23 protein-coding genes are annotated in these 25561 nt (G+C 65.5%); 13 read left to right on the top strand and 10 right to left on the bottom strand.

All coding sequences use genetic code 11. The annotated features are described in order from the left end of the window. Positions 1-46: 46 nt before the first annotated feature. From BIWAKO_RS14455 to BIWAKO_RS14440, 4 genes are all read right to left on the bottom strand, one after another. Positions 47-916, bottom strand: coding sequence for a F0F1 ATP synthase subunit gamma (locus BIWAKO_RS14455; protein WP_069879251.1), 870 nt, complete (start codon positions 914-916; stop codon positions 47-49). A gap of 43 nt (positions 917-959) precedes the next feature. Next, positions 960-2489: a F0F1 ATP synthase subunit alpha gene (atpA, locus tag BIWAKO_RS14450; protein WP_069879250.1), complete on the bottom strand. Its 1530-nt coding sequence runs from the start codon at positions 2487-2489 to the stop codon at positions 960-962. Beyond that, positions 2489-3061: a F0F1 ATP synthase subunit delta gene (locus tag BIWAKO_RS14445; RefSeq protein ID WP_069882495.1), complete on the bottom strand. Its 573-nt coding sequence runs from the start codon at positions 3059-3061 to the stop codon at positions 2489-2491. Before BIWAKO_RS14445 ends, atpA begins: the two co-directional genes overlap by 1 nt. Positions 3062-3272: 211 nt before the next feature. Beyond that, positions 3273-5459, bottom strand: coding sequence for a primosomal protein N' (locus tag BIWAKO_RS14440; RefSeq protein ID WP_069879249.1), 2187 nt, complete (start codon positions 5457-5459; stop codon positions 3273-3275). A gap of 76 nt (positions 5460-5535) precedes the next feature. Between BIWAKO_RS14440 and BIWAKO_RS14435 the strand changes: the two genes are divergently transcribed. Beyond that, on the top strand, positions 5536-6462 hold the full coding sequence (locus tag BIWAKO_RS14435) for a tyrosine recombinase XerC (protein WP_069879248.1): 927 nt from the start codon (positions 5536-5538) through the stop codon (positions 6460-6462). Positions 6463-6544: 82 nt separating this feature from the next. Beyond that, positions 6545-7120, top strand: a complete 576-nt coding sequence (locus BIWAKO_RS14430) for a DUF4337 domain-containing protein (protein ID WP_069879247.1) — start codon at positions 6545-6547, stop codon at positions 7118-7120. Positions 7121-7182: 62 nt separating this feature from the next. Here the strand turns inward: BIWAKO_RS14430 and BIWAKO_RS14425 are convergent, their stop codons facing one another. The 5 genes from BIWAKO_RS14425 to BIWAKO_RS14405 form a co-directional block, all read right to left on the bottom strand. Continuing rightward, positions 7183-8577, bottom strand: coding sequence for an amidase (locus BIWAKO_RS14425; RefSeq protein WP_069879246.1), 1395 nt, complete (start codon positions 8575-8577; stop codon positions 7183-7185). 20 nt (positions 8578-8597) lie between these two features. Continuing rightward, on the bottom strand, positions 8598-9458 hold the full coding sequence (locus tag BIWAKO_RS14420; protein ID WP_069879245.1) for an ABC transporter permease: 861 nt from the start codon (positions 9456-9458) through the stop codon (positions 8598-8600). Beyond that, on the bottom strand, positions 9455-10402 hold the full coding sequence (locus BIWAKO_RS14415; RefSeq protein WP_069879244.1) for an ABC transporter permease: 948 nt from the start codon (positions 10400-10402) through the stop codon (positions 9455-9457). The genes BIWAKO_RS14420 and BIWAKO_RS14415 overlap by 4 nt, the downstream gene beginning before the upstream one ends. A gap of 3 nt (positions 10403-10405) precedes the next feature. After that, complete coding sequence (locus BIWAKO_RS14410) at positions 10406-11896, bottom strand: ABC transporter substrate-binding protein (protein WP_069879243.1); 1491 nt, start codon at positions 11894-11896, stop codon at positions 10406-10408. A 97-nt stretch (positions 11897-11993) separates the two neighbouring features. Next, positions 11994-12734: a GntR family transcriptional regulator gene (locus tag BIWAKO_RS14405; RefSeq protein WP_084651394.1), complete on the bottom strand. Its 741-nt coding sequence runs from the start codon at positions 12732-12734 to the stop codon at positions 11994-11996. A gap of 167 nt (positions 12735-12901) precedes the next feature. Here BIWAKO_RS14405 and uxaC point away from each other — a divergent pair, with 167 nt between their 5' ends. From uxaC to BIWAKO_RS14360, 9 genes are all read left to right on the top strand, one after another. Further along, the gene (uxaC, locus tag BIWAKO_RS14400) at positions 12902-14305 is read left to right on the top strand and encodes a glucuronate isomerase (protein WP_141740086.1); all 1404 of its coding nucleotides are present in this window, start codon (positions 12902-12904) and stop codon (positions 14303-14305) included. Next, positions 14302-15153, top strand: a complete 852-nt coding sequence (gene kduI, locus BIWAKO_RS14395) for a 5-dehydro-4-deoxy-D-glucuronate isomerase (protein ID WP_244523447.1) — start codon at positions 14302-14304, stop codon at positions 15151-15153. Before uxaC ends, kduI begins: the two co-directional genes overlap by 4 nt. Continuing rightward, positions 15153-15917, top strand: coding sequence for a 2-dehydro-3-deoxy-D-gluconate 5-dehydrogenase KduD (gene kduD, locus BIWAKO_RS14390; protein ID WP_069879242.1), 765 nt, complete (start codon positions 15153-15155; stop codon positions 15915-15917). The genes kduI and kduD overlap by 1 nt, the downstream gene beginning before the upstream one ends. Beyond that, positions 15914-16255 carry a cupin domain-containing protein gene (locus tag BIWAKO_RS14385; RefSeq protein WP_069879241.1) on the top strand — a complete coding sequence of 114 codons (342 nt, stop codon included), beginning with the start codon at positions 15914-15916 and terminating at the stop codon, positions 16253-16255. Before kduD ends, BIWAKO_RS14385 begins: the two co-directional genes overlap by 4 nt. Positions 16256-16349: 94 nt before the next feature. Further along, the gene (locus BIWAKO_RS14380) at positions 16350-17333 is read left to right on the top strand and encodes a TRAP transporter substrate-binding protein (protein WP_069882491.1); all 984 of its coding nucleotides are present in this window, start codon (positions 16350-16352) and stop codon (positions 17331-17333) included. A 172-nt stretch (positions 17334-17505) separates the two neighbouring features. Next, positions 17506-18039 carry a TRAP transporter small permease gene (locus tag BIWAKO_RS14375; RefSeq protein ID WP_069879240.1) on the top strand — a complete coding sequence of 178 codons (534 nt, stop codon included), beginning with the start codon at positions 17506-17508 and terminating at the stop codon, positions 18037-18039. Between the two features lie 3 nt (positions 18040-18042). Further along, complete coding sequence (locus BIWAKO_RS14370) at positions 18043-19323, top strand: TRAP transporter large permease (protein WP_069879239.1); 1281 nt, start codon at positions 18043-18045, stop codon at positions 19321-19323. After that, the gene (locus BIWAKO_RS14365; RefSeq protein WP_069879238.1) at positions 19320-20792 is read left to right on the top strand and encodes a mannitol dehydrogenase family protein; all 1473 of its coding nucleotides are present in this window, start codon (positions 19320-19322) and stop codon (positions 20790-20792) included. The genes BIWAKO_RS14370 and BIWAKO_RS14365 overlap by 4 nt, the downstream gene beginning before the upstream one ends. 115 nt (positions 20793-20907) lie before the next feature. Further along, positions 20908-21744, top strand: coding sequence for a transporter substrate-binding domain-containing protein (locus BIWAKO_RS14360; protein WP_069879237.1), 837 nt, complete (start codon positions 20908-20910; stop codon positions 21742-21744). A gap of 36 nt (positions 21745-21780) precedes the next feature. On the opposite strand, the gene BIWAKO_RS14355 is transcribed toward BIWAKO_RS14360, so the two are convergent. After that, positions 21781-22953 (bottom strand): amidohydrolase, encoded by a 1173-nt coding sequence (locus BIWAKO_RS14355; RefSeq protein WP_069879236.1) that lies wholly within the window; start codon positions 22951-22953, stop codon positions 21781-21783. Between the two features lie 208 nt (positions 22954-23161). Between BIWAKO_RS14355 and BIWAKO_RS14350 the strand changes: the two genes are divergently transcribed. Together BIWAKO_RS14350 and BIWAKO_RS14345 are read left to right on the top strand one after the other, a co-directional pair. Beyond that, positions 23162-24868, top strand: a complete 1707-nt coding sequence (locus BIWAKO_RS14350) for a lysine--tRNA ligase (RefSeq protein WP_069879235.1) — start codon at positions 23162-23164, stop codon at positions 24866-24868. Then, positions 24865-25560: a nitroreductase gene (locus BIWAKO_RS14345; RefSeq protein WP_069879234.1), complete on the top strand. Its 696-nt coding sequence runs from the start codon at positions 24865-24867 to the stop codon at positions 25558-25560. Before BIWAKO_RS14350 ends, BIWAKO_RS14345 begins: the two co-directional genes overlap by 4 nt. The last annotated feature ends 1 nt before the right edge of the window (position 25561 follow it).

The following is a 25561-nucleotide window of genomic DNA, read 5'->3' as shown; positions in this document are numbered from 1 at the left end:
TACGGACAAGCCTGCGGGCTTAAGCGCCGCGCAGGCCCTTCAGGCGTTAGAGCGCTTCCGCGCCAGAGATGATTTCGATGAGTTCCTTGGTGATCATCGCCTGACGCGAGCGGTTGTAGAGCTGCGTCTGCTTCTTGATCATCTCACCGGCGTTACGCGTGGCGGAATCCATCGCCGACATGCGCGCGCCCTGCTCGGAGGCGGCATTCTCGAGAAGCGCCCGCAGCACCTGGACAGTCAGGTTGCGCGGCAGCAGAACGTCGAGAATTTCGCCCTCGTCGGGCTCGTACTCGTAGACAGCGTCGGTCGTCTTGGTCCCCGCCGGAATCTCGGCCGGAATGATGCGCTGGGCCGTCGGAATCTGCGAAATCACCGACCTGAACTTCGAGAAGAACAGCGTCGCAACATCGAACTCGCCAGCGTCGAAGCGTGCCAGGACCTTCTGCGCGATCGACTCGGCATTGACGAAGCCGACTTGCTTGAAGCCGCGCAGGTCGACCAGCTCGATGATGTCCTGCTCGAACTGCCGGCGCAGGATGTCATAGCCCTTCTTGCCGACGCAGATGATCTTGACCGTCTTGCCCTCGGCCTTCAGCGCCAGCGCCTTGTCACGCGCCAGACGCGCGATCGAGGAGTTGAAGGCGCCGCACAGGCCGCGCTCGGCCGTGCAGACGACGAGCAGATGGACCTTGTCCGAGCCCGTGCCGCCAATCAGCCTTGGAGCGCCGTCACCGGCGACACCGGCAGCCAGACTGGCAAGCACCGTCTCCATGCGCTCGGCATAGGGACGCGCCGCTTCCGCCGCGCTCTGGGCGCGGCGCAGCTTGGCAGCCGCGACCATCTGCATGGCCTTGGTGATCTTCTGCGTCGCCTTCACTGAGGCGATACGATTTCGCAGATCCTTCAATGAAGGCATCGACGATCCTCATATTGCCGGGGTGATGAGACCCCGGTCGACCTCAAGCGAACGACTTGGCGTAATCAGCGACGATCTCTTTCAGCTTCGCGGCACTCGCGTCCGAAAGATCCTTTGTGTCGCGGATTTCGTTGAGAAGGGCGATATGCTTGCCGCGCACCAGCGCGAGCAGGCCGTCCTCGAAAGCGCGAACCCTGTTGACCGGCAGCGGGTCGAGATAGCCATTCACGCCGGCATAGATCACGACCGTCTGCTCTTCCATCTTCAGCGGCGAGAACTGCCCCTGCTTCAGGAGCTCGGTCAGGCGGGCACCGCGATTCAGCAGGCGCTGCGTGACCGCATCGAGATCCGAACCGAACTGCGCGAAGGCAGCCATTTCGCGATACTGCGCGAGCTCGCCCTTGATCTTGCCTGCAACCTTCTTGGTCGCCTTGGTCTGCGCGGCCGAACCGACGCGCGAAACCGAGAGGCCGACGTTCACGGCCGGGCGAATGCCCTGGTAGAACAGGTCGGTCTCGAGGAAGATCTGACCGTCGGTGATCGAGATCACGTTGGTAGGAATGTAGGCCGACACGTCGTTGGCCTGGGTTTCGATGACCGGCAGCGCCGTCAGCGAGCCCTTGCCGGCCTCGTCGCCCATCTTGGCGGCGCGCTCGAGCAGGCGGGAGTGGAGATAGAACACGTCGCCCGGATAGGCCTCGCGGCCCGGCGGCCGGCGCAGCAGGAGCGACATCTGGCGGTAGGCGACGGCCTGCTTCGACAGATCGTCATAGATGATGACGGCGTGCATGCCGTTGTCGCGGAAATACTCGCCCATGGCGCAGCCGGCGAACGGAGCCAGGAACTGCATCGGGGCCGGATCGGAGGCGGTGGCCGCCACGACGATGGAGTATTCGAGCGCGCCGCGCTCCTCGAGCACCTTCACGAACTGCGCGACGGTGGAACGCTTCTGGCCGATGGCGACATAGACGCAGTAGAGCTTCTGGCTCTCGTCATTGCCTTCGTTCAGGGCCTTCTGGTTGAGGATCGTGTCGAGCGCCACGGCGGTCTTGCCGGTCTGGCGGTCGCCGATGATCAGCTCGCGCTGGCCACGGCCGATCGGGATCAGGGCGTCGATCGCCTTGAGGCCGGTCGCCATCGGCTCATGCACCGACTTGCGCGGAATGATGCCGGGCGCCTTCACGTCGACGCGCGAACGGGTCTTTGCCTTGATCGGGCCCTTACCGTCGATCGGGTTGCCGAGCGCGTCGACGACGCGGCCGAGCAGCTCCTTGCCGACCGGAACGTCCACGATCGCGCCGGTGCGCTTGACCGTCTGGCCTTCCTTGATCTCACGGTCGGAGCCGAAGATGACGACGCCGACATTGTCGCTCTCGAGGTTGAGCGCCATGCCGCGCACGCCGCTCTCGAACTCGACCATCTCACCGGCCTGAACCTTGTCGAGGCCGTAGACGCGGGCGATGCCGTCGCCGACGGAGAGAACCTGACCGACTTCGGTGACGGAGGCTTCCGACCCGAAATTGCTGATCTGAGCCTTCAGGATCGCGGAGATTTCAGCGGGGCGGATTTCCATCAGCCGACCTCTTTCATGGCAAGACGAATTGAATTGAGTTTGGTTTTCAGCGAGGCGTCGACCATCCGCGAGCCCATCTTGACGACGAGACCGCCAATGATGGCCGGATCGACCTTGATAGCGACGGCAACATCCTTGCCCGCCACATCCTTGAGCGTCGCGCGGATCTCGTCGAGGCGCTTGGCCGACGGCTCCTCGGCGACCGTGACTTCGGCACTGACGATGCCCTTGGCTTCGGCGACGAGCGCACGATAACCGCTGATCATGCCCGGCAGCGCGAACAGCCGGCGCTTGCTGGCGACGAAACCGATGAAATTGCCGGCGATACCGCCGATGCCCGCCTTGGCCAGCAGGGCGGTGATCGCAGAGACCTGCTCCTCGGCCGTGAAGACCGGGCTGCTGATCAGCCGCTTCAGATCGTCGCTCTCGGCGATCATCGCGCTGAATGCGTCGAGATCGGCCGAAACGGCGTCGATCGCACTGGCCTCCGAAGCCAGTTCGAATAACGCCGTGGCATAGCGCCCGGCTACGCCCGACACCAATGTCTGATCCTGCGATCCGCCTTCAGCCACGCTCACATCTCTCGTTCAATGGACTGCACCGGCGACCTTCCTGATGAAGGTGGAGTGCATCGTCCTGGCGCTGCGATGTTTCAGACAGACGAAAACCGCGCGAGTGCGCACCTTGCGTCCGAAATGTGGCGGTGCACTAACATGAGGCTTTGGGGGGCGCAATCCGTAGATCGCGATCAACGGGGCCGTTTTCCGCAGCCGGGCCCTGCACTCACAGGAAGCTTTGCGGGTCGACATCGACCTGAACCCGGACGGAACCCTTCGCTCGCGGAGCGTTCTTCAGCCAGGCACGCAGGTAATCCTGCAGATTGACCTCACGTGCCGTTTTCACGATCAAACGCATGCGATGCCGCCCCCGCAGCACGGCAAGAGGGGCTTCTGCGGGGCCCAGAACGGCGACTCCGTCCGGTGGCGCCGCACAGCGCGCCAGTGCGCGGGCATGATTTTCGGCCTCCGCCTGGCTCTTGGCGGAGACGATCAATCCGGCAAGACGTCCAAAGGGCGGCAGGCCGGCGGCCTCACGAGACGCCGCCTCTGCGGCATAAAACCGCTCCGGGTCGCCCGAGATCAGCGCCTTGAGCACCGGATGGCTGGGATCATGGGTCTGCAGCAGGGCCCGGCCTGGTTTCTCGCCCCGGCCTGCCCGCCCCGTCACTTGTCGCAGGACCTGGAAGGTTCGCTCGGCCGCGCGGGGATCGCCAGAGGTCAGGCCGAGATCGGCATCGACGACGCCGACCAGTGTCATCCCCGGAAAATTATGCCCCTTGGCGACGAGCTGCGTACCGATGACGATATCGAACTCCCCCTCCGCCACTGCCATCAGTTCCTGCTTCAGCCGTTCGGTACCGCCGGGAAAATCGCTTGAGAGTACGATCGAACGCGCATCGGGGAACAGCGTCGCGACCTCTTCCGCAAGCCGTTCGACACCGGGTCCGCAGGCCGCGAGGCTTTCCGGCGCATGACAGGCCGGGCATTCATGCGGCCGGCGTTCGACATGGCCGCAATGATGGCAGACTAGCGCGCGGCGAAAGCGATGATCGACCAGCCAGGCCGAGCAGTTCGGGCATTGGAACCGGTGACCGCAATCACGGCAGAGCGTCAGAGGCGCATAGCCGCGGCGGTTCAGGAACAGCAGCGACTGCTCCTTCGCCTCCAGATTGGTCGTGATGGCGTTGACGAGCGCGCCGGAAATCCAGCGCCCGCGTTCGGGCTTGTCGCGCTTGAGGTCAACCAGATCGAGCGTCGGCAATTCCCGCCCGCCAAAACGTTCCGGCAGTTTCAGATAGGCATAGCGCCCGCGCTCGGCATTGACGCGGGTTTCCAGCGAAGGCGTCGCAGAGGTGAGGATGACCGGCGCCTTCTCGATCATGCCGCGCACCACCGCCATGTCGCGGGCATGATAGCTGACGCCGTCCTCCTGCTTGTAGGCGGCCTCGTGCTCTTCATCGACGACGATCAGCCCGAGATCGCGGTAGGGCAGGAATAGGGCCGAGCGCGCGCCGGCCACCACTCTCGCCTCGCCGCTTGCGATCGCCGCCTGCAGCCGCTCCCGCCGCCGCCCCGAGACCGCCGAGTGCCAGAGCCCGGGCCGCACGCCAAACCGGGCCTCGAAGCGGTCGATGAACTGCGCCGTCAACGCGATTTCCGGCATCAGGATCAGGCTCTGGCGCCCGAGCCGGATCGCCTCCGCCACAGCTTCGAAATAGACCTCCGTCTTGCCCGATCCCGTGACGCCTTCGAGCAGGGTCACGCCGGAGCCCGCCGCCTTGACGGACGCAACCAGTGCCGTCGCCGCCTCGGCCTGTCCCGCCGACAGGGCCGGTCGCGCGTGATCCGGATCGGGAACGTCGACCACCTCACCACGTGGCAGCGCCTCGATGGCAAAGGTTCCCGCATCGACGAGCGAATCGATCACCGCGCCACTCACCGAGGCCGTCTCGGCCAGCGCCGATTTCGCGATCAGCAGGCCACCCTCCGCCGCCGCGATGGCACGCGCCCGGGCCGGCGTCATGCGCTGCGGCGGCCGCCCGACGAGTCGGACGCCCATCTTCGGTCGTTCCGGCGTATCATCGGGCGGCCGCCGCAGCGCAAGCGCCAGCACCGAACCCTTGGCCGCAAGCGTGTACCAGGCAACCCAGTCGACCAGCCTCATGAGGGCCGGATCCAGCGGCGGCATGTCCACCTTGGCGCTGACGCGCTTCAAGTTGCCGCCACGCCCCGAGCCCAGGCTCCAGACGACACCAATGGTTTCGCGCGGGCCCAGCGGCACCTGCACGATATCGCCGGGTTTAAGCGCGAGCCCGCCTGGAACCGCATAACTATAGGCCTGATCGAGCGCGAGTGGGATCAGCACGTCGACCGTGCCGCCTGTTTCGATGCCTGCCTCAACCTCGCTCATGCGCCCGTGTCTAGCATCGATTCGGTCCCTGTTAAGGCAGAGGCGTCATGCTCGACGCAGACCACACGGGACGCCGATGACCGATTTCGAGACCCTGCGCCAAAACTGGCTCGTCCATCTCGCGAGTGAGCGCCGTCTTTCACCCAAGACGCTCGAGGCCTATGGCCGCGATCTTGCGCAGTTCTCCACCTTTCTCGACGGCCATTTCGGCGGCAAGCCAACCCTCTCAGATCTGGCAGCGCTGAAGCCGCTCGACCTGCGCGCCTTTCTCGGGCAGCGTCGGCGCGACGGCGTCGGCAACCGCACTCTGATGCGCCAGCTTGCGTCGCTGCGCTCCTTTGCCCGCTTCGGAGAACGCTCCGGCAAGCTCACAGCCTCGGCCTTTGCCGCGACGCGCGGGCCCCGAATTGGAAAATCGCTGCCGCGGCCGCTTGATGCCAAGGCCGCGAAGGCCGTGACGCAAGCGGATATCCGCGCCGCCGAGGACCGTGAAACCTGGATCCTGGCACGGGACGCAGCCGTGCTCGCTCTGCTTTATGGCTGCGGCCTGCGCATCTCCGAGGCGCTCGCGCTGTCGCGCGCACAGGCACCAAGGAGCGCATCGGATACGCTGACCGTGATCGGCAAGGGCCAGAAGACCCGCATGGTGCCCGTTCTGCCGGTCGTGGTCACCGCGATCGAGGAGTATCTCTCGCTCTGCCCTTGGCGATTGCCGCCGGAGGGACCGCTCTTCCTCGGCGCCAAGGGTGGGCCGCTTTCGCCCCGCATCATCCAGCTCGCTGTCGAGGGTCTTCGCGGCGCGCTCGGCCTGCCCTCGTCTGCCACCCCGCATAGCCTGCGTCATTCCTTCGCGACACATCTGCTCGGTCGCGGCGGCGATTTGAGGGCCATCCAGGAACTGCTCGGGCACGCGTCTCTCTCGACGACGCAGATCTATACCCGCATCGATTCGGCCCGTCTGATGGCGGCTTATGATGCGGCCCATCCCCGCGCCCAACGATAAGAGCCCCGGGGCGAGCGAACCCTCTTGATTCCGCCACGGAACCCGGCCATTGCGCGCCGTCTCCGGGGGGAACCAGAATCACATGTCTTCGCCAGCAGCCGACGTCACCGAAACCGCCGCGAGCGGCAGCAACAAGCGCATCGCCCTGCTCATCGCGATGCTCGCCCTGATGCTGGCCTTCTCAGAAATCGGCGGCAAGAACGCCGAGCAGGAATCGATTTCCAAGAACATCGAGGCCTCGAACCTCTGGTCATTCTTCCAGGCCAAGACAATCCGCGGCACGACGCTGCGCACGGCCGTCGAGGCGATGGAGGTCGATCTTGCAGCCGCGACGGAACCGGCCACCCGCGAGCGCATGCAGAAGCGCATCGATGGCTGGAAACAGACCATTGCGCGCTACGATTCCGAGCCTGAGACCAATGAAGGGCGCAAGGAGCTGGTCGTGCGTGCCAAGACGGCCGAAGCCGTGCGCGACATCGCAGCGGCCCGCGACGACAAATACGACATCGTCTCAGGCCTGCTTCAGATCGCGATCGTGATTTCCTCGGCTGCGATCATCACCGGCGTAACCATGCTGGCAGTGACTGGCGCCGGCCTCGGTCTGCTCAGCTTCGCCCTGATGCTGTTGGCACAGTTCGCGCCGACCGCGCTGTTCTGAAGCATCGCCCCAATAGTGGATTGCGGCTTTCGGGAAAGCCGATGCAAACGCAGAGGGTCGGATCACGGGGTCTGCGGTGGCGCAGGCCACGGCACCTCGCTGCCACGCAGGCTCTCCCAGGCTCGCGCCATTCTCAACACGCCGAGATCATCGAACCGCCGCCCGGTGATCTGCAAGCCGATCGGCAACCCCTGGGGCGTGAGCCCGGCATGGACCGAGACCGCCGGCTGATCGGACATGTTCGCTGAGACCGTGAACGCGATGTGCTCGAAGGGTCGCTCAGGGTCGTGAATGGGCGAGGCCAGCTCAGCCGCATAGGCCGGCACAGGAGAAACCGGCGACAGCACGAAATCGAACGGAGCGCAGGCTTTCAGCGCCGCATCGCGCATCGCCAGCATCTGGCTCATCCCGCGATAGACTCTTTCGCCACTCAGGTTCCGGCCGCCCTCGGCCCAGGCGTAGATATAGGGCAGAACACGTCCCTGCCTTGCATCCGACAGGCCGCCGATGTCGACCCAGGCGCGCTGCCGCCAGAAATCATCGAGCCCATCCAGCATTTCGCGGGTCAGGAAGGGCGCAGCCGGCTCAACGGTTGCGCCGGCTGCCGCAAAGGCCCTTGCGGCCGCCTCGATTGCGGCCCGGGTGTGCGGCTCGACGGCAAGCCCGACCCCGGCATCGAGCTGGAGCCCCAGCCGCAAGCCCTTGACGTCAAACTCCAGCGCCAGCCAGTCGATCTCCTGTGGCGGCAGGCTCATGCCATCGCGCCTGTCCGGCCGGGACAGCTCCCGCATCATCAGAGCCGCATCCGCGACCGAGCGGGTCATCGGCCCGGCGACGCGGCCGTAATAGGTCGGGTCGATCGGCACACGGCCAAAGCTGGGCTTGAGGCCGACCAGCCCGCACCACCCGGCCGGCAGGCGGATCGAGCCACCGATATCGGTGCCGACATGAAGCGGCCCGTAGCCCGCAGCCCCCGCCGCGCCCGCGCCCGCCGAGGAGCCGCCAGGATTCTTGGTCAGGTCCCAGGGGTTGCAGGCGAGCTCATGAAAGCTCGACAATCCCGAGGAGAGCATGCCGTAATCGGGCATCGTCGTCTTGGCGAGGATGACGCAGCCGGCCTCCCGCAGCCGCGCCGCCGGCGGTGCGTCCGCCAAGGCCGGTTCGAGATCGCGCGCGGCCGTGCCGAGCGGCACCGGCACGCCCTTGGTCGCGATGTTCTCCTTGATCGTGCCGGGCACCCCGTCGAGAGCCAGTGCCTCTCCCTTCAGCCAACGCATCTCGGAGGCTTTCGCCATCGCCCGCGCAGCGTCGGGTTCATAGGCATAGAGCGCCTTGAGCTGCGGCTCCCATGCGGTAATCCGTGCGATCACCGCTTCGGTCGCCTCGACCGGCGAGAATGTCCGTGCGGCATAGCCGGCGAGAAGCTCCGTCGCGCTCAGATCGGCAAGATCGGTCATCGTCTCATCCTCATCATAACTCAGCGGCTTCGGCGCAGGCGGGGGTCGATGGCATCGCGCAGACCGTCGCCGAGCAGATTGAAGCCGAGCACTGCGACGGCGATCGCAGCGCCCGGAAAGATCGCGAGCCATGGCTGCACCGCCATGAAGGTCTGCGCCTCGTTCAGCATGCGTCCCCAGGACGGATTCGGCGGCTGCGTGCCGAGCCCGAGATAGGACAGCCCCGCCTCCGCCAGGATCGCCAGCGCGAACTGGATCGTCGCCTGTACGACGATGACGCCGGCAACATTCGGCAGGACATGGCGGAAGCTGATCTGCACATTGTCGAGCCCGGCCGCCCGCGCCGCCTGGATATAATCCCGCGTCCAGACCTGAATCGCCACCCCGCGCGCCAGGCGCGCGAAATAGGGCAGGTTCAGGATGCCGATCGCGACGATGGCGTTGAGCATGCCCGGCCCGGCGATCGCCGTGATCATGATCGCGGTCAGCACCGCCGGGAAGGCATGGGTGAAATCGGCCGTGCGCATGATCAGGTTGTCGAGGAAGCCGTCGCGCCGGATCGCGGCCAGCAGGCCGAGCGTTGTGCCCAGCACCAGACCGAATCCGACCGCGCCGAGTCCAACCGCCAGCGAGTTGCGGGCGCCCACCATGATCATCGAGAAGACGTCGCGACCGAACTGGTCGGTCCCGAACCAGTTCGTTGCCGAAGGTGGCTTCAGGCGATTGAGGATCACCATCTGCGTCGGCGGATAGGGCGTCCAGACATAGGACAGCAGCGCCCCCGCAACGATGATGCCGGTCAGCGCGAAGCCGATGAGGAAGGAGGGCCCCGTCCACCAGCGCTTCGCCGAAACCGGGACAGACGCACCGGCCGGTGTCACGACGTCTCCCTCAGACGCGGGTCAATCAGCCCATAGACGAGCTCGACCGCAAAATTCACCAGGATGGCGAGGCCGGCAAACAGCATCACCAGGTCCTTCACCACGATCAGGTCATGCTGGGTGATGGACTGGAAGACGAGACGCCCAAGCCCCGGCAGAGCAAAGACATTCTCGATGATGATGGCGCCGGCGATCAGCACCGAGAATTGCAGCCCCATGATGGTAACGACCGGGATCAAGGCGTTGCGCAGAGCATGCCTGACGACCGTGACTGGCTCGGCCAGCCCTTTGGCGCGAGCGGTACGGACGAAATCCTCCTGCAGCGTGTCGAGCATCGAGGAGCGCGTCACCCTGGCCAGGATCGCCGCCTGCGGCAGGGCGAGCGCGAAGGCCGGCAGCAGCAGCGCCTTCACGGCAGCAGCCGGCCCGGCCTGCCAGCCCGGAAAGCCGCCAGCCGGAAACCAGCCGAGCCCGATGGCGAAAAGCAGCACGAGCAAGAGGCCGAACCAGAAATTCGGAACAGCCAGCCCGAGCTGCGCGAAGACCATCACGGCCGCATCGGTCGGCCGGTTATGATTGGCCGCGGCGAGCAGGCCAAGTGGCACGCCGATCGATGTAGCCAGCATGATCGCCGCCAGCGCCAATGGCAGCGTCACGGCCATCCGCTCGCCGATCAGCTGCGCCACCGGCACACGATAGGTGTAGCTCAGGCCGAGATCGCCGGTCAGGAGGCCCGAGATCCAGGCGAGAAAACGGACCGGCGCCGGCTTGTCGAGCCCCATCTCCAGGCGCAGGGCCGCCAGCGCCTCCGGAGCCGCATTGAGCCCAAGCGTCACGGCAGCCGGGTCGCCCGGCAGCACCTCGAGCGCGATGAAGATCACCAGCGCCGCACCAAGCAGAGTGGCGACAAGCGCCACGCACCGGCGCGCCAGGAACGACAGCACGACCTAGCGCCAGCGCACCTCGGCAAGCGGCGTGATCGGGAGCGGCCAATCCGTCCACATCCCGTCCAGCCCGGCCGCCGTCACCGTGATCTTCGGCAGGATGAAGAGGAAGCCGTTGACCGCATCGTGCGCCAGGATGCGCTGGGCTTGCCTGTACATCTCATCGCGCTGGCCCTCGTCGAGGGTGACGTCGATCTTCGCCATCAACGCCTTGAACTCGGGGTTCTTGTACTGGAAGTAATAGTCGTCGCGGGCATAGATATTGATGTCGAGCGGTTCGGTATGGGCGATCACACTCAGGTCGAAATCCTTGCCGCGGAAGACGCGCTCCAGCCATTGCGGGAATTCGAGCGGCTCGATCGAGGCGTTGATGCCGATCTGCGCCAACAGCGCCGCAATGATCTCGCCCGAACGCCGGGCATAGGTCGGCGGGGGCAGTTTCAGCGTGCAGGAGAAGCCGTTCGGGAAACCGGCCGCGGCCAGCAGCGCCTTGGCCTTGGGGATATCGACCGGATAGGTGCCGGTCAGGTCGATATAGGCCGGGTGCAGCGGTGAGAAATGACTGCCGATCAGGTCGACATCGAAGCCGTAGACCCCGAGCGCGATCGTCTTGCGGTCGAGCACATGAGCGATCGCCTGACGCACGCGCAGATCGTTGAACGGCGCCTTGGCATTGTTGATGGCGAGGATGACCTCGCCCTCCGTCTTGCCGAAGCTGACCTTGAGCTTGGGATCAGCCTTGAGCTGCGGCACGGCTTCAGGGGCCGCCAGATTGGTTTGCGCGTGGACATCGCCTGCCCGCAACGCTGCGACCTGCGCCTGCGGATCGGCGATGAAGCGGAAGGTCGCCTTGGCGAGTGTCGGCTTCTCCCCCCAATAGCCGTCGAAGCGTTCGAGCTCGAGCCTGTCGCCACGGTTCCAGCGCACGAACTTGAACGGGCCGGTGCCGACCGGATTGGTCTTGTTGTTGGCGGCGCTCGCCGGCGCCACGATCACAGCATCGCCCCAGGCGAGACCGTAGAGGAAATTCGCCGTCGGCTGTTTCAGCCTGATGACCACGGACGCCGGATCAGGCGTCGCGATCTCGGCGATCGGCGTGAACAGCTGGCGCTGGGCGTTGGTCGATTCCGGAGCCACGGCCCGCTCGAACGAGAACCTGACCTGTTCGGAGCTGAACGGAGTGCCGTCATGGAACGTCGCGCCCCGCCGCAGCTTGAAGCTGTAGGTGATATTGTCGGGCGCGATCTCCCAGCTCTCGGCGAGGCAGGGCACGATCTTGCCGGTCCGGTCCATCTTGACCAGGCCCTCGAAGATGTTCAGCAAGGTGACTTCGCGGATCGCCTGCGCCGCGCCCGAGGTCGGGTCGAGCGTCGGCGGTTCCAGCGTCATCGCAATGATGACGCTGTCCTTGGCCTGCGCCAGAGCAACGAGAGGCAACTGGGCCGCCAGCGCGGCTGCGCCTGCTCCGGCAAGAAGGTCACGCCGCGTCGTCATCAGCCACTCCCATGCATGTCGCGGCGCAAGATGGCGCGGGAGATGGGCCCGGCGCAAGACGGCTCTTCCGTTTCGTCCACGCGACAGATCGATCGCGTCAGACGAAGTAATCCGGATGCGTTGCCTGAAGATGCACGAGATCGGGCAGGAGCGTGCCGAGATGGGTGCGCATCGCCGCAGCCGCCTCGGTGGCGCGGCCCTTGCGGATGGCATCGACGATCGACAAGTGCTCGCGGATCACCATCGCCATGCGCCCGGGCACCGGCAGGGTCATGCGTCGGCAGCGGTCGATCTGGCTTTTCGCCGCCTGTGCGATTTTCCAGATACCGGGATACCCCGCGGCATCGGCCAACGTCTCATGGAAGGCTTCGTCCGCGAGATGGAAATTCTCCTGATCGCCGATATCGAAGGCTTCGTGCTGGCGCGCGATCGTTGCATCGAGCCGGGCAATGGTCTCCGGCGTTGCGATGCGGGCAAGCAGCTCCACGGTCGCGCATTCCAGCGCCTGCCGGATGAAGACCGCTTCGGGAATAGCCCCGGTCGGGATGCGCGCAACGAAAGTCCCTGCCTGCGGAAAGATCTCGACCAGCCCCTCTTCCTTGAGGCGGATCAGCGCTTCACGGACCGGGGTACGGCTGACGCCGAAGCGCGCCGTCAGCTCCTTCTCGGAGAGCGGCACGCCGGGCCTCAGCTCCATGGCGAGGATGGCGCGTCGGAGATCGTCCTGAACCAGCGAAGCGGCCGTCGAGCGCCCGGCGGGAGCCACGACCCGTCCCAGGGGGCGCCGCTCGCGTCGATTATCCGCCGCATGGCCGCGGCCGCCTGCGAGCTCATTCATCGTCCCGTCCCAGCCACCTATGTCTCCCGAACGCTCCTGCCTAAGCCCTGAGAGCGCTGCCGTTCCTAGGCGCTACCACAATCACCTTTGACATACTAGTATATTAGTATATTGATCCGTTACGCTTCTCGCCCGCATAGTCACGGGCCTGTCGGGACAGATTGCTGATGTTGCTGCACGATGATCGCCTGTTTCCTGCCGACCCGGTGACGCGAGGCATCGCGCGCCGTCTCTATGCCGGGATTCGCGATCTCCCGATCATCTCGCCACACGGCCATACCGACCCGCGCTGGTTCGCCGAGGACAACCCGTTCCCGGATCCGGCGACGCTGCTGGTCAAGCCCGACCACTACATCTTCCGGATGCTCTACTCGCAGGGCGTCAGGCTCGAACAGCTCGGCATCGCCCGCAAGGATGGCGGCCCGGTCGAGACCGATCCGCGCACGATCTGGCGGCTCTTCGCCAGCCATTGGCGGCTGTTCCGCGGCACGCCGACCCGGCTCTGGTTCGAGCATGCCCTGTCCGGCGTCTTCGGCATCAACGAGCGCCTGAGCCCGGAGAATGCCGACCGCATCTACGACCGCATCGCCGAAAAGCTCGAGCAGCCGGAGTTTCGTCCCCGTGCCCTGTTCGAGCGCTTCAAGATCGAGGCGATCGCGACCACCGAGGGCGCGCTCGACGACCTGAAATGGCACGACATGATCCGGGAATCGGGCTGGGGCGGTAAGGTCATCACGGCCTATCGACCCGACAGCGTCGTCGATCCCGAATTCGAGGGCTTCAGGGACAATCTGGTACAGTTCGGCGAGCTGACCGGTGAAGATGCCACGAGCTGGACCGGCTATCTCGCCGCCCACCGCGCCCGCAGGGCCTATTTCAAGCAGCGCGGCGCGACGTCCTCGGACCATGGCCACGCCACCGCACGCACCGCAAATCTCTCGCAGGCCGAGTGCGAAAAACTCTTCGCCAAGATCCTGAAGGGCAAGTTCTCGGCCGAGGATGCCGACCTGTTCCGCGGTCAGATGCTCACCGAGATGGCGAAGATGAGCCTCGATGACGGCCTCGTCCTGCAGATCCACCCCGGCTCCGTCCGCAATCATAACCCGACGCTGTTCGAAACCTTTGGCCGCGATATGGGCTGCGATATCCCGCGCGGCGTGGATTACGTCTCGGCGCTGAAGCCGCTGCTCGATGCGGTGGGCAACGAACCCAACCTGACCGTCATCGCCTTCACCCTGGACGAGACCGTCTACTCGCGCGAGCTCGCCCCGCTTGCCGGCCACTATCCCGCACTGAAGCTTGGACCCGGCTGGTGGTTCCTTGACGCGCCGGAAGCCATGCTGCGCTTCCGCGAGCTCACGACGGAGACCGCAGGCTTCTACAACACCGTCGGCTTCAATGACGACACGCGCGCCTATCTCTCGATTCCCGCCCGTCACGACGTTGCTCGCCGCTGCGACTGCACCTATCTCGCCAAGCTCGTCGCCGAGCACCGCCTCGGCGAGGACGAGGCGGCAGAAGTCGCCTACGACCTCGCCTATCGCCTGGCCAAGGAGGCCTACCGCCTGTGACCAGCGCAGCGAGCTCGATCGACGAACGCCAGGCCGCACATCCACGCGATGTGAGGCGCTACGACACCGAGGCGCTGCGCCAGGATTTCCTGGTCGAGCGCCTCTTTGTGCCCGGTGAACTGACGCGGACCTACAGCCATTACGACCGCATGATCGTCGGCGGTGCGACCCCGGTGAGCAGGCCGCTGACGCTCGATCCCTTCGCCCCGACCGGCACGCCCTTCTTCTTGGCACGCCGCGAACTCGGGGTGATCAATATCGGCGGCGCCGGCACGGTCAGCGTCGACGGCAAGCCGTTCGAATTGCCGAACCTCGACGCGCTCTATGTCGGACTGGGCGCAAAGGAGGTCAGCTTCTCCAGCGCCGATCCGGCCAACCCGGCCAAGTTCTACCTGACCAGCGCCCCCGCCCATCGCGAAGCACCGCATCAGCTCATCCGTCAGTCGGATGCCAACACGCTGCATCTCGGCTCAGCCGAGACCTCGAACAAGCGCACTATCCGGCAATACATCATGCCGAACACGACGGGCACCAACCAGCTCGTCATGGGCATGACGGCACTCGAGCCCGGCTCGGTCTGGAACTCCATGCCCTGCCACACTCATACGCGGCGGATGGAGGCTTATCTCTATTTCAACCTCGACCCGGCCCACCGCGTCTTCCACTTCATGGGCGAGCCGACCGAAACCCGGCATCTGCTCGTTGCCAACGAGCAGGCGGTGATTTCGCCGAACTGGTCGATCCATTGCGGCTGCGGCACCTCGAACTACGCCTTCGTCTGGGCCATGGCCGGCGACAATGTCGAGTTCACCGACATGGACGCCGCGCCCGTCGAGATGCTGCGCTGATGGTTGCGCGAGCGCCCTTCGATCTCGTCGGGCGCACGGCGCTCGTCACCGGCGCCAATACCGGCATCGGCCAAGGCATTGCGCTGGCACTGGCCGAGGCCGGAGCCACGGTCGTTGCCGCCGGCCGCTCATCCATGGCCGAAACGGTGGCAATGATCACCAATGCCGGCGGACACTGCCTGCCGCTCGCCGTCGATCTGCAGCAATCCGGGATCGCGGCCGAGGCCGTCGCCAGAGCCAGCGAAGCCGCCGGCCCGCTCGATATCCTCGTCAACAATGCCGGCATCATCCGCCGCGCCGACGCCCTCGATTTCAGCGAGAGCGACTGGGACGAGGTCATGAATGTGAACCTCAAGGCGAGTTTCTTCCTGTCCCAGGCCTTTGCGAAGGCGGCGCTCGCGGCCGGCCGCACCGGACGCATCGTCAACATCGCCTCGCTGCTTTCCTTCCAGGGCGGCATCCGCGTCGCCTCCTACACCGCGAGCAAGAGCGGACTTGCCGGCCTGACCCGGCTGCTGGCCTGCGAATGGGCTCAGCATGGCATCAATGTGAACGCGATCGCCCCCGGCTATGTCGAGAGCAACAACACGCAGGCCCTGCGCGCGGATGCCGACCGCAACGCCGCCATCCTTGCCCGCATCCCGGCTGGTCGCTGGGGCAAGCCCTCGGATATCGGCGGCGCCGCCGTCTTCCTCGCAAGTGACGCCGCGGCCTACGTGCATGGCGCGATCATCCCCGTCGATGGAGGCTGGCTGGCACGATGAGCGAGCGTCTCAACTCCTTCTTCCAGCATGAGCGCGACGTCGCCTGGGAGGCGACCGAGCCCGGCGTGAAGCGCAAGATCATGGCCTACGGGCCCGACTTGATGGTGGTTCGCGTCGTCTTCGAGGCCGGAGCCATTGGCAAGGCGCACCAGCACCCGCATCGCCAGGCGTCCTATGTCGAGAGTGGCGTCTTCGACGTCACGATTGACGGCAGGACCAGCAGGCTTGCCGCCGGCGACAGCTTCTTCGTGCCCGAGAACCTCGTCCATGGCGTCGTCGCCATCGAGGCCGGGCAGTTGATCGATTCCTTCACGCCAATGCGGAGGGAATTTCTCTAAGGCCGAAGCCGGCATGGGGCGGCGCGGCTCCCGAACACGGGGCAAGAACGACCGGGAAAATCCGGCGATCTATTCAAAGGGGAGGAACCTGAACATGCTTACCAGACGGACAGTCTCCGCGCTCGTCGGCGCGGCTCTCATTACGGTCACCACCAGTGCGGCTCAGGCGCAGAACGTCACCCTGCGCTCCACCGACATCCATCCTGACGGATATCCGACCATCGAAGCGGTCAAATACATGGGCAAGCTGCTCGATCAGCGGACCAATGGACGCATCAAGATCAACGTCTTCCACTCCGCCCAGCTCGGCCAGGAGAAGGACACGATCGATCAGACGCGCTTCGGTGTCATCGACCTGAACCGCATCAACATGGCGCCGTTCAATAACCTGATCCCGGCGACCAACGTCCCCTCGCTGCCCTTCATCTTCCGCTCGGTCGATCACATGCGGAAGGTCATGGATGGGCCGATCGGCGACAACCTGCTCAAAGAGTTTGAAAAGCACGACCTGATCGGCCTCGCCTTCTACGATTCCGGCTCGCGTTCTTTCTACAACGGCAAGCGCCCGATCGGCTCGCCAGCCGACATGAAGGGCATGAAGATTCGCGTCCAGCAGTCCGACATGTTCGTGGCTCTGGTCTCAGCGCTCGGCGCCAATGCCACCCCGATGCCGTTCGGCGAAGTCTATTCGGCGCTGCAGACCGGCGTCATCGATGGCGCAGAGAACAACTGGCCGTCCTACGAGTCGACCCGCCATTTCGAGGTCTCGAAGTTCTATTCAACCACCGAGCACTCGCTCTCGCCGGAGGTGCTGGTGATGTCGAAGCGCAGCTTCGACAAGTTCAACGCGGCGGACCAGGCGCTGATCAAGACCGCAGCCAAGGAATCCGTCGCCAAGATGCGCGAGCTCTGGGATGCGCGCGAGAAGGAGTCGGAAGCCAAGGTCAAGAGCGGCGGCGCTCAGGTCAACGCGGTCGAGAAGCAGCCCTTCATCGATGCGATGAAGCCGGTCTACGACAAGTTCGTCACCGATCCGAAGCTCAAGGACATGGTCGCCGCCATTCAGGCGGTGAAGTGAAGGCTGGCGCGGCCCCCTTCGGCTGCGCCCAGTCCTTTACGTCCCCTTCCCGGCCTCCCCGGGTGGAGCGGCACTGACGATCCGGCTTCGCATCGGGCCTTGCAGCCTGCGAAACCGGAACAGGCCGGCATCACCCGGGAGAACGCGCCTCACATGGCGCCGGAGCGTCTGAATGCTTCTCCTTGCACAAATCCTGACCCGGTTGGGCGCCAGGCTCTGCCTGGCAGCCCTGTTCATCGCCGGAGCAGGTCTCGTCGCCATGACCGTGATCGTCGCATGGGGCGTCTTCGGCCGATACGTGCTGAACGACACCCCGATCTGGGTTGAAGCCAGCGCGCTCTTCCTGATGTCCTGGTTCATCCTGCTCGGAGCCGCGGTCGGCGTACGCGAGAGCGATCATCTCGGCTTCGAGGTTGGCCTCGCCATGTCGCCGCCGCCGCTGCGCAACGCGCTGATCATCCTGACCGAGCTCCTGGTCATTCTCTTCGGCCTCGCCATGTTGGTCTATGGCGCGCAACTCGCCATCGGGACCTGGAGCGACCGCCTGCCGATCATCGGGATCTCGCGCGGCTGGGACTATGTCCCGATCGCGGTCGGTGGCGCGCTGATCGCCCTCTTCTCGCTCGAAAAGCTCATGCTCTTTCTCACGAAGGCGAAACCGACCCCACTCGGCTTCGCGCATTTCGGCAGCGCACAGGAAGTCTGAGCTATGGAACTCTGGATCCTCTTCGGCACATTCTCGCTGCTTCTCCTGATCGGGGTGCCCGTCGCCTTCTGCCTGGGCATGTCATCGATCGCCACCGTCGTCTACATGGGCCTGCCGCCCGTCGTCGTCTTCCAGCAGATGAACTCCGGCATGAATGCCTTCGCCATGATGGCGATCCCGTTCTTCATCTATGCCGGCGACCTGATGATCCGCGGCGGCATCGCCGAGCGCCTGATCCAGATGGCCTCGAGTCTCGTCGGTCATCTGCGTGGTGGGCTGGGGCAGGTGAACGTCGTCACTTGCACGCTGTTCGGCGGCATTTCCGGTTCGGCCGTCGCGGACGCGTCCGCGGTCGGCGGCCTGATGATCCCGCAAATGGTCAAGCGCGGCTACGACGCGGACTATGCCGTCAACGTCACGGCCAATGCGGCGATCATCGCATTGCTGATCCCGCCCTCGCACAACATGATCATCTATTCGCTCTCGGCCGGCGGAAACATCTCGATCGCCGATCTGTTTACCGCCGGCATCATTCCCGGCTTGATGCTCTGCGGCGCGCTGATGGTGGCGGCCTGGGCCGTCGCGGTGCGGCGGGGCTACCCGCGCGAGGCTTTTCCGGGGTTTGCTGCGGTCGGCCGCTACATGGTGCTGGCACTGCCCGGCATTCTGCTGATTTTCATCATCTTCGGCGGCGTCCGCTCAGGCGTCTTCACCGCGACGGAATCCTCCTGCGTCGCGGTCGTCTACGCCGTCCTCGTCACCATCTTCGTCTATCGCCAGCTCACCTGGACGGCCTTTGTCGAAGCGACCCTTGGCGCGGTCCGCACCACGGCCATGGTGCTGCTGGTGATCGGGACAGCCGGCGCCTTCGGCTGGCTGATGGCCTTCCTCCAGGTGCCGCAGGCGACGATCGGCGCGATGAAGGCGGTCTCGGACAACCCGCTCGTCATCCTGCTGATGATCAATCTCATCCTGCTCGTGCTCGGCACGTTCATGGATATGGCGCCGATGATCATCATCTGCACGCCGATCTTCCTGCCGGTGGTCAAGGCCTTTGGCGTCGACCCCGTGCATTTCGGCGTGATCCTGATCCTGAATGCCGGTATCGGCCTGAACACGCCGCCGGTCGGCTCGGTGCAGTTCGTCGCCTGCGCCATCGGACGCGTCTCGATCGGGGAATCGATGCGAACGATCTGGCCCTTCTACGGCGCCAGCGTTGCGGTGCTCCTGCTGGTGACCTATGTCCCTGCAATCTCCCTCTGGCTGCCAAGAGTGTTCCATTGACCAGACTGTCGCTGCAAACCCTTGGCGGCCTGCCCAAGACCATCCGCCGCCCGTCCTATGAGCGCGCGGGGCTGAAGCCCGGCATCGTGCATCTCGGGCTCGGCGCCTTCGCCCGCGCCCATCTCTGCGAATACACGGATGATGCGCTCGAGCACGCTTTCGGCGCCTGGGGCATCATCGGCGCCAGCCTGCAGCGCCCCGACCAGCGCGACAGGCTGAAGCCGCAGGACGGTCTCTACAGCTTCCTGAAGCGGGCTCCCGACGGCCCTGAGATGCGCATCATCGGTTCCGTGCTCGATGTGCTTGTCGCGCCCGAGAATCCCGCCGCTCTCGTCACACGTCTCGCCGCCGCACAAACGCGCATCGTCTCGCTGACCGTGACCGAAAAGGGCTATTGCCACGACCCGGCCACCGGCCGGCTGCGGCAGGATCACCCCGACATTCTTCACGATCTGGAACATCCCGATGCCCCGCGCTCGGCCGTTGGCCTGATCGTCGCGGCCCTGAAGCTGCGAAAGGCCGAAGGTCTCGCTCCCTTTACTGCGCTGAGCTGCGACAACCTTCCGCATAACGGCAAGGTCCTCCGCGGCCTGGTGCGCGATTTCGCGGCTCTGCAGGACGACACGCTCGCCGCCTGGATCGAAGCGAATGGAGCCTTCCCGGCGACGATGGTCGACCGCATCGTGCCCGCCACCACCGACGCGGATATCGCGGAGGTCGCCGGCTTGCTTGGAGTCGAGGACGCCGCGCCGGTGATCGGAGAGCCATTCCGGCAATGGGCGGTCGAAGATCGCTTTGCCCTTGGCCGGCCCGCCTGGGACGAGGTCGGCGCGCAGATGGTCTCCGAGGTCGCGCCCTTCGAGTTCATGAAGCTGCGCATGCTCAACGGCGCCCATTCCAGCCTCGCCTATCTCGGCTATCTCTCCGGCCACGAGACCGTGGCCGAAGCGAGCGGCGATCCCGTGCTCGCCCGCTTCCTGCAGGGGCTCTGGAACGAGATCATCCCGACCGTGCCCGCCCCGCAAGGCGTCGATCTCTCCGACTATGCCGGCGCCCTGCTCACCCGCTTCCGCAACCCTGCCATTCGCCACCGGACTTGGCAGATCGCCATGGACGGCTCGCAGAAGCTGCCGCAGCGCCTGCTCGGCACGATCCGCGAACGGCTCAAGGCCGGCGCGCCGATCGATCACCTTGCGCTCGGCGTCGCGGCCTGGATGCGTTACGTCACCGGCACGGACGAGACGGGCGCCGTCATCGATGTCCGCGACCCGCTGGCGGGCGAATTCGCCCGCATCGCGACGCAGGCGGGCCGGAATGCGCAGGCTCTGAGCAGCGGGCTTCTCGGCATCGAAGCCATATTCGGGAGCGATCTGCCGCGCGAGACGGCCTTCACCCAGGCTGTCGCCCGGCAGCTTGATGGCCTGTTCTCGAAGGGCGCGAAGGCAACGGCGGCGGCGCTCGCGGCCTGAGGCCGAAGTCCGGGAAGCAACAGCGCATGTGGAACCCTCTCCCGAAGGGACGAGGTTCCACATGCGAATAGCGAAACCTCTTGATCAGGCTCGCCCCCTGTCGCCAGATGCGGCCATGAAGCGGCTCGCCCTCCTTGCCTCCACGTTCTGCCTTGGCCTCCTGACAGCCGGCACAGCAGCGGCGCAATCTCCCGCGACCGTTCCCAATTTCTGGGACGGCAAGATCAGGCTCGATCGGCCGGAGCCCGGCCCCCCGCGCGTGGTTCGCTTCCTGACCGACGACGACTATCCGCCGCTGCATTTCGCTGCACCGGACGGCACGCTGACCGGTTTCTCGGTCGAGCTCGCCCGTGCGGTCTGCGAGAAGATGCTGTGGACCTGCACGGTCCAGGCCCGCCGCTTCGACACGCTGCTCGATTCCCTCGCCGAAGGGCGCGGCGACGTCCTGGCGGCGGCGATGGCGGTGACGCCGCAGATCCGCACCCGCTTCAGCGCCAGCCATCTCTATTTCCGCTCCCCTGCCCGCTTCGTCACGACCCGCGGCAGTGCTCAGCCGGAACTCGACAGCCGTGAGTTGCAGGGCAAGCGGATCGCCGTCATCAGCGGCTCGGCGCATCAGGCCTTCCTCGAACGTCTGATGCCCTTCGCCCAGCGCCGTGAAGCCCCCAGCCTGACGGCGGCGATTGCCGCATTGCGCAGCGGCGAGGTCGAATATGTCTTCGGGGACGGCGTCGCGCTCGCACTCACCCTTGCCGGTCGCAACGGCGGGGAGCTCGCCTTCAGCGGCGGCCCCTTCTTGGAAAGCAGCTATTTCGGCGAAGGGGTCAGTTTCCTCATGCGCAAGGATGACCCGACCCTGATACGCGCCATCGACTATGCGCTCCAATCGCTCTGGGACGACGGCACCTATGCCCGGCTCTATCTGCGGTTCTTTCCGGTCAGCCCGTTCTGAAGAGAGGCGAGCGCGTGCGCCCGCCTCCCTCCAGTTTCATCGCGCAGGGCGCGTATTGGAGAGCTCGCCCTCGAGCGCCAGCCGGGCCGCGCTCGCCATCCAGCCGGCGGTGGCAGGCAGGATATCGTCGTTGAAATTGTAGCGCTCGTTGTGGAGCTCGCCACCGTCGGTCGCGGGCCCATTGCCGATCCAGACATAGGCGCCCGGCCTGTCCGCCAGGAAATGGCAGAAATCCTCGCTCGCGGTGCTCGGCGGCACGTCGCGCCGAACCGTCAGACCAGCCTGCCTCGCGGCTGCGACCGAGATCTCTTCCTCCAGCTCGGTATTCGCCGTGGCGCGACCGCCGGTGATGATCTCGATCTCGGCGTGCATCTCGAAGGCCTCGGCCGTGCTGTTGGCAATGCGCTTGAGGCTGCCGATCACGCGATCGCGCACCGCCGACCGATAAGTCCGGAAGGTGCCGTCGATGGTGACGCTGGACGGGATCTGGTTCGGCGCGTGGCCGCCATGCACCATGCCGACCGAGACGACCGCGCTGTCGAGCGGATCGACATTGCGGGCGACAATCGTCTGCAGGGCCACGATCAGATGACTCATCGCAACGATCGGATCGCGCGTCAGGTCGGGCTTGGCGGCATGGCCGGCCGTGCCGTGCAGGGTGATCCGGAACCGCCCGGGTTCGGCCATGACCGGCCCGTGATGGACCGCCACGGTGCCGGCTTCGAGGCCGGGCCAGTTATGGAAACCGAAGACGCGTTCCATCGGGAAGCGTTCGAACAGACCGTCGGCGATCATCGCCCGGGCACCGGCACCATTCTCCTCCGAAGGCTGGAACAGCAGATGGACCGTCCCGCTCCAGCTTTCGTCGCGCGCCAGCAGGGCGGCAGCTCCGAGCAGGGAGGTCGTATGGCCATCATGACCGCAGGCGTGCATCACGCCCTTGTTCGTGGAGGCATAGGGCAGGTCATTCGCCTCAAGAATCGGCAAGGCATCCATATCGGCCCGCAATCCGACGCTGCGGTCCGAGTTGCCGCGCTTCAGCGTCGCGACGACGCCGTGGCCGCCAATGCCGGCTGTGAAGGGAATGCCGAGTTCGGTCAGCTTCTCCTGAACGAAGGCGGCGGTCGCGCTTTCCTTCAGCGAGAGTTCGGGATGGGCGTGGAGATGTCGTCGCCACGTCTTGAGCGTTTCGAGGAGAGCGTGATCCATGAGGTATCCGGTACAGAGCCAATCGCGGAGCGGAGCCTATACGCATGCGCCGCAAGAGCAATTCAGCCGGACGCGACCCGGGCAGGCAATGAATGCGGTGCAGGGCAGGCAACGGCCCAGGACAGCCGGCACCGATTGACGCCGCCCGTTCTCATCTGTCAAAGCCGGAGCTTCCGAAAACCCAGAGACAGACGAGGACCCGCCGCAAATGTCCGCTTTCGATCCCACGCTCGTGGATGCCGCCCAGCGTTCGGCCGCCTGGCCGTTCGAGGAAGCACGCAAGCTCGTGGCCCGGATCGAGAAATCGGGCAAGAAGGAGGTGCTCTTCGAGACCGGATACGGCCCGTCGGGTCTGCCGCATATCGGCACCTTTGGCGAGGTCGCGCGCACCTCGATGGTGCGCCACGCCTTCCGCGTCCTGACCGACGACACGGTGCCGACGCGGCTGATCGCCTTCTCCGACGATCTCGACGGCCTGCGCAAGGTGCCGGACAACGTCCCGAACAAGGAGCTTCTGGCGAAGCATCTCGGACGGCCGCTGACCGAGGTTCCCGATCCTTTCGGTACGCATGACTCGTTCGGCCGGCACAACAACGCCCGCCTGCGTGCCTTTCTCGACCAGTTCGGCTTCGATTACGAGTTCAAGTCCTCGACCGACAGCTATCGGGCGGGCGAGTTCGACGCGACCCTGCTGAAGCTGCTGGCGCGCTACGACGCGGTGATGAAGATCATGCTGCCAACGCTCCGCGAGGAGCGCGCCGCAACCTATTCGCCCTTCCTGCCGATCCATCCCAGGACCCGCATCGTCATGCAGGTGCCGATCGAGGCGCGCGATGTCGAGAAGGGGACCATTACCTGGACCGACCCGGAGAGCGGCGAGCGTTTCGAGACCCCTGTCACCGGCGGCCATGCGAAGCTGCAATGGAAGCCGGATTGGGCGATGCGCTGGGTCGCGCTCGGCATCGACTACGAGATGGCCGGCAAGGACCTGATCGATTCCGTCAAGGTCTCGTCGGCGATCACGCGCGCCCTCGATGCGACGCCGCCGGATGGCTTCAACTACGAGCTCTTCCTCGATGAGCAGGGCCAGAAGATCTCGAAGTCGAAGGGCAACGGCCTGACCATCGAGCAATGGCTCTCCTATGGCTCGCAGGAGAGCCTGGCGCTGTTCATGTACTCGCGTCCGCGCGAGGCCAAGAAGCTGCATTTCGACGTGATCCCACGTGCGGCTGACGAATATCTGCAGTTCCTCGGCGGCTACGAGCGGCAGGACTGGAAGAACCGGCTCGGCAATCCCGTCTGGCATATCCATAACGGCAACCCGCCGGCGCCGGAGGTGATCGCCTCGGGCGAAGGCGATAACGCCGCCAAGACGCAGGTCACTTTCGGGCTGCTGATGAACCTCGTCGCTGTCGCCAATGCCGAGGACAAGGACGTGCTCTGGGGCTTCCTGCGCCGTTATGCGCCGGGTGCCTCGCCTGCGACCCATCCGCGTCTCGACGCGCTGGTCGGCTACGCGATCCGCTATTTCCAGGATTTCGTGAAGCCAGCCAAGCAATACCGTCCGGCAACGCTGGAGGAGCGGCAGGCCCTGGAGGATCTCTCGGCCAGGCTCGGCGAGCTCTCGGCTGCGGGCGTCACCGATGCCGGTACGATCCAGGACGCGGTCTACGATATCGGCCGCCGCGATCCCTACAAGACCGTGCAGAAGGACGGCTCGGCCGGCGTCTCGCTCGCCTGGTTCAACACGCTCTACGAGATCCTGCTCGGTGAGCCCAAGGGCCCGCGCTTCGGCTCCTTCGCAGCGATCTACGGCATCGAGAACACCCGTGCCCTGATCGCCAAGGCGCTCGCCGGCGACCTGCTCGCCGAGCACCACGCCTTCCTGAAGGCGCGTGAGGCCGCGCGGGGATGAACAAACGCACCGCGCTTGCACCGGATATGGTCGAACAGGCCATCCGCAGCCGCCGCGCGGTGCGTGCCTTTCTGTCGGATCCGGTCGATCCCGCGCTGGTGCGGCTCCTGCTCGAGCTCGCCGCACAGGCGCCAAGCGGGACCAATATGCAGCCCTGGAAGGCGCGTGTGCTCGGCCCCAAGAGCCGTGCGCGGCTGGAAGCCGGGTTGCTCGCTGCGCTGGACGATCCCGACTTCAAGCCGGCTGAGGAATATCGCTACTACCCGCAGACCTTCACCGAGCCTTATCAGTCGCGCCGCCGCAAGGTCGGCTGGGACCTCTATGGCCTGCTCGGCGTCACCAGGGGTGACCATGAGGGCATGAAGCGGCAGACGGCCTATAACCTGCGCTTTTTCGGCGCGCCGGTCGCGCTGATGGTGACGATCGACCGCGACCTCGAAATCGGCTCCTGGCTCGATCTCGGCATGTTCATCCAGAATTTGCTGATCGCGGCCCAGGCGCACGGCCTCGATACCTGCCCACAGGCGATTTTTGCCCGCTTCCATCCGGTCGTGCGCGATGCGTTGGCGATCCCCGCGAGCGAGGTCGTCGTCTGCGGCATCGCGATCGGCCATGCCGACCCTGACGCCGCTGCGAACCGGCTCGTGCCGGAGCGCGCGCCGGTCGATACCTTCACCACCTGGCTCGACTGAG

The sequence above is a fragment of the Bosea sp. BIWAKO-01 genome, assembly GCF_001748145.1.
In the GTDB taxonomy this organism is placed as follows: domain Bacteria; phylum Pseudomonadota; class Alphaproteobacteria; order Rhizobiales; family Beijerinckiaceae; genus Allobosea.
The sequence above is the reverse complement of the archived record's forward strand: the minus strand, read 5'-3'. Positions and strand labels throughout refer to the sequence as shown.

Excerpts from the sequence above, each read along its gene's own strand:
- BIWAKO_RS14425 (WP_069879246.1), bottom strand. The coding sequence starts at position 8,577 with ATGACCGATCTTGCCGATCTGAGCGCGACGGAGCTTCTCGCCGGCTAT.
- atpA (WP_069879250.1), bottom strand. The coding sequence starts at position 2,489 with ATGGAAATCCGCCCCGCTGAAATCTCCGCGATCCTGAAGGCTCAGATC.
- BIWAKO_RS14350 (WP_069879235.1), top strand. The coding sequence starts at position 23,162 with ATGTCCGCTTTCGATCCCACGCTCGTGGATGCCGCCCAGCGTTCGGCC.
- BIWAKO_RS14345 (WP_069879234.1), top strand. The coding sequence starts at position 24,865 with ATGAACAAACGCACCGCGCTTGCACCGGATATGGTCGAACAGGCCATC.
- BIWAKO_RS14430 (WP_069879247.1), top strand. The coding sequence starts at position 6,545 with ATGTCTTCGCCAGCAGCCGACGTCACCGAAACCGCCGCGAGCGGCAGC.
- BIWAKO_RS14355 (WP_069879236.1), bottom strand. The coding sequence starts at position 22,953 with ATGGATCACGCTCTCCTCGAAACGCTCAAGACGTGGCGACGACATCTC.
- kduD (WP_069879242.1), top strand. The coding sequence starts at position 15,153 with ATGGTTGCGCGAGCGCCCTTCGATCTCGTCGGGCGCACGGCGCTCGTC.
- BIWAKO_RS14455 (WP_069879251.1), bottom strand. The coding sequence starts at position 916 with ATGCCTTCATTGAAGGATCTGCGAAATCGTATCGCCTCAGTGAAGGCG.
- uxaC (WP_141740086.1), top strand. The coding sequence starts at position 12,902 with ATGTTGCTGCACGATGATCGCCTGTTTCCTGCCGACCCGGTGACGCGA.
- BIWAKO_RS14380 (WP_069882491.1), top strand. The coding sequence starts at position 16,350 with ATGCTTACCAGACGGACAGTCTCCGCGCTCGTCGGCGCGGCTCTCATT.
- BIWAKO_RS14385 (WP_069879241.1), top strand. The coding sequence starts at position 15,914 with ATGAGCGAGCGTCTCAACTCCTTCTTCCAGCATGAGCGCGACGTCGCC.
- BIWAKO_RS14375 (WP_069879240.1), top strand. The coding sequence starts at position 17,506 with ATGCTTCTCCTTGCACAAATCCTGACCCGGTTGGGCGCCAGGCTCTGC.
- BIWAKO_RS14360 (WP_069879237.1), top strand. The coding sequence starts at position 20,908 with ATGAAGCGGCTCGCCCTCCTTGCCTCCACGTTCTGCCTTGGCCTCCTG.
- BIWAKO_RS14405 (WP_084651394.1), bottom strand. The coding sequence starts at position 12,734 with ATGAATGAGCTCGCAGGCGGCCGCGGCCATGCGGCGGATAATCGACGC.
- BIWAKO_RS14370 (WP_069879239.1), top strand. The coding sequence starts at position 18,043 with ATGGAACTCTGGATCCTCTTCGGCACATTCTCGCTGCTTCTCCTGATC.
- BIWAKO_RS14410 (WP_069879243.1), bottom strand. The coding sequence starts at position 11,896 with ATGACGACGCGGCGTGACCTTCTTGCCGGAGCAGGCGCAGCCGCGCTG.
- BIWAKO_RS14440 (WP_069879249.1), bottom strand. The coding sequence starts at position 5,459 with ATGAGCGAGGTTGAGGCAGGCATCGAAACAGGCGGCACGGTCGACGTG.
- BIWAKO_RS14435 (WP_069879248.1), top strand. The coding sequence starts at position 5,536 with ATGACCGATTTCGAGACCCTGCGCCAAAACTGGCTCGTCCATCTCGCG.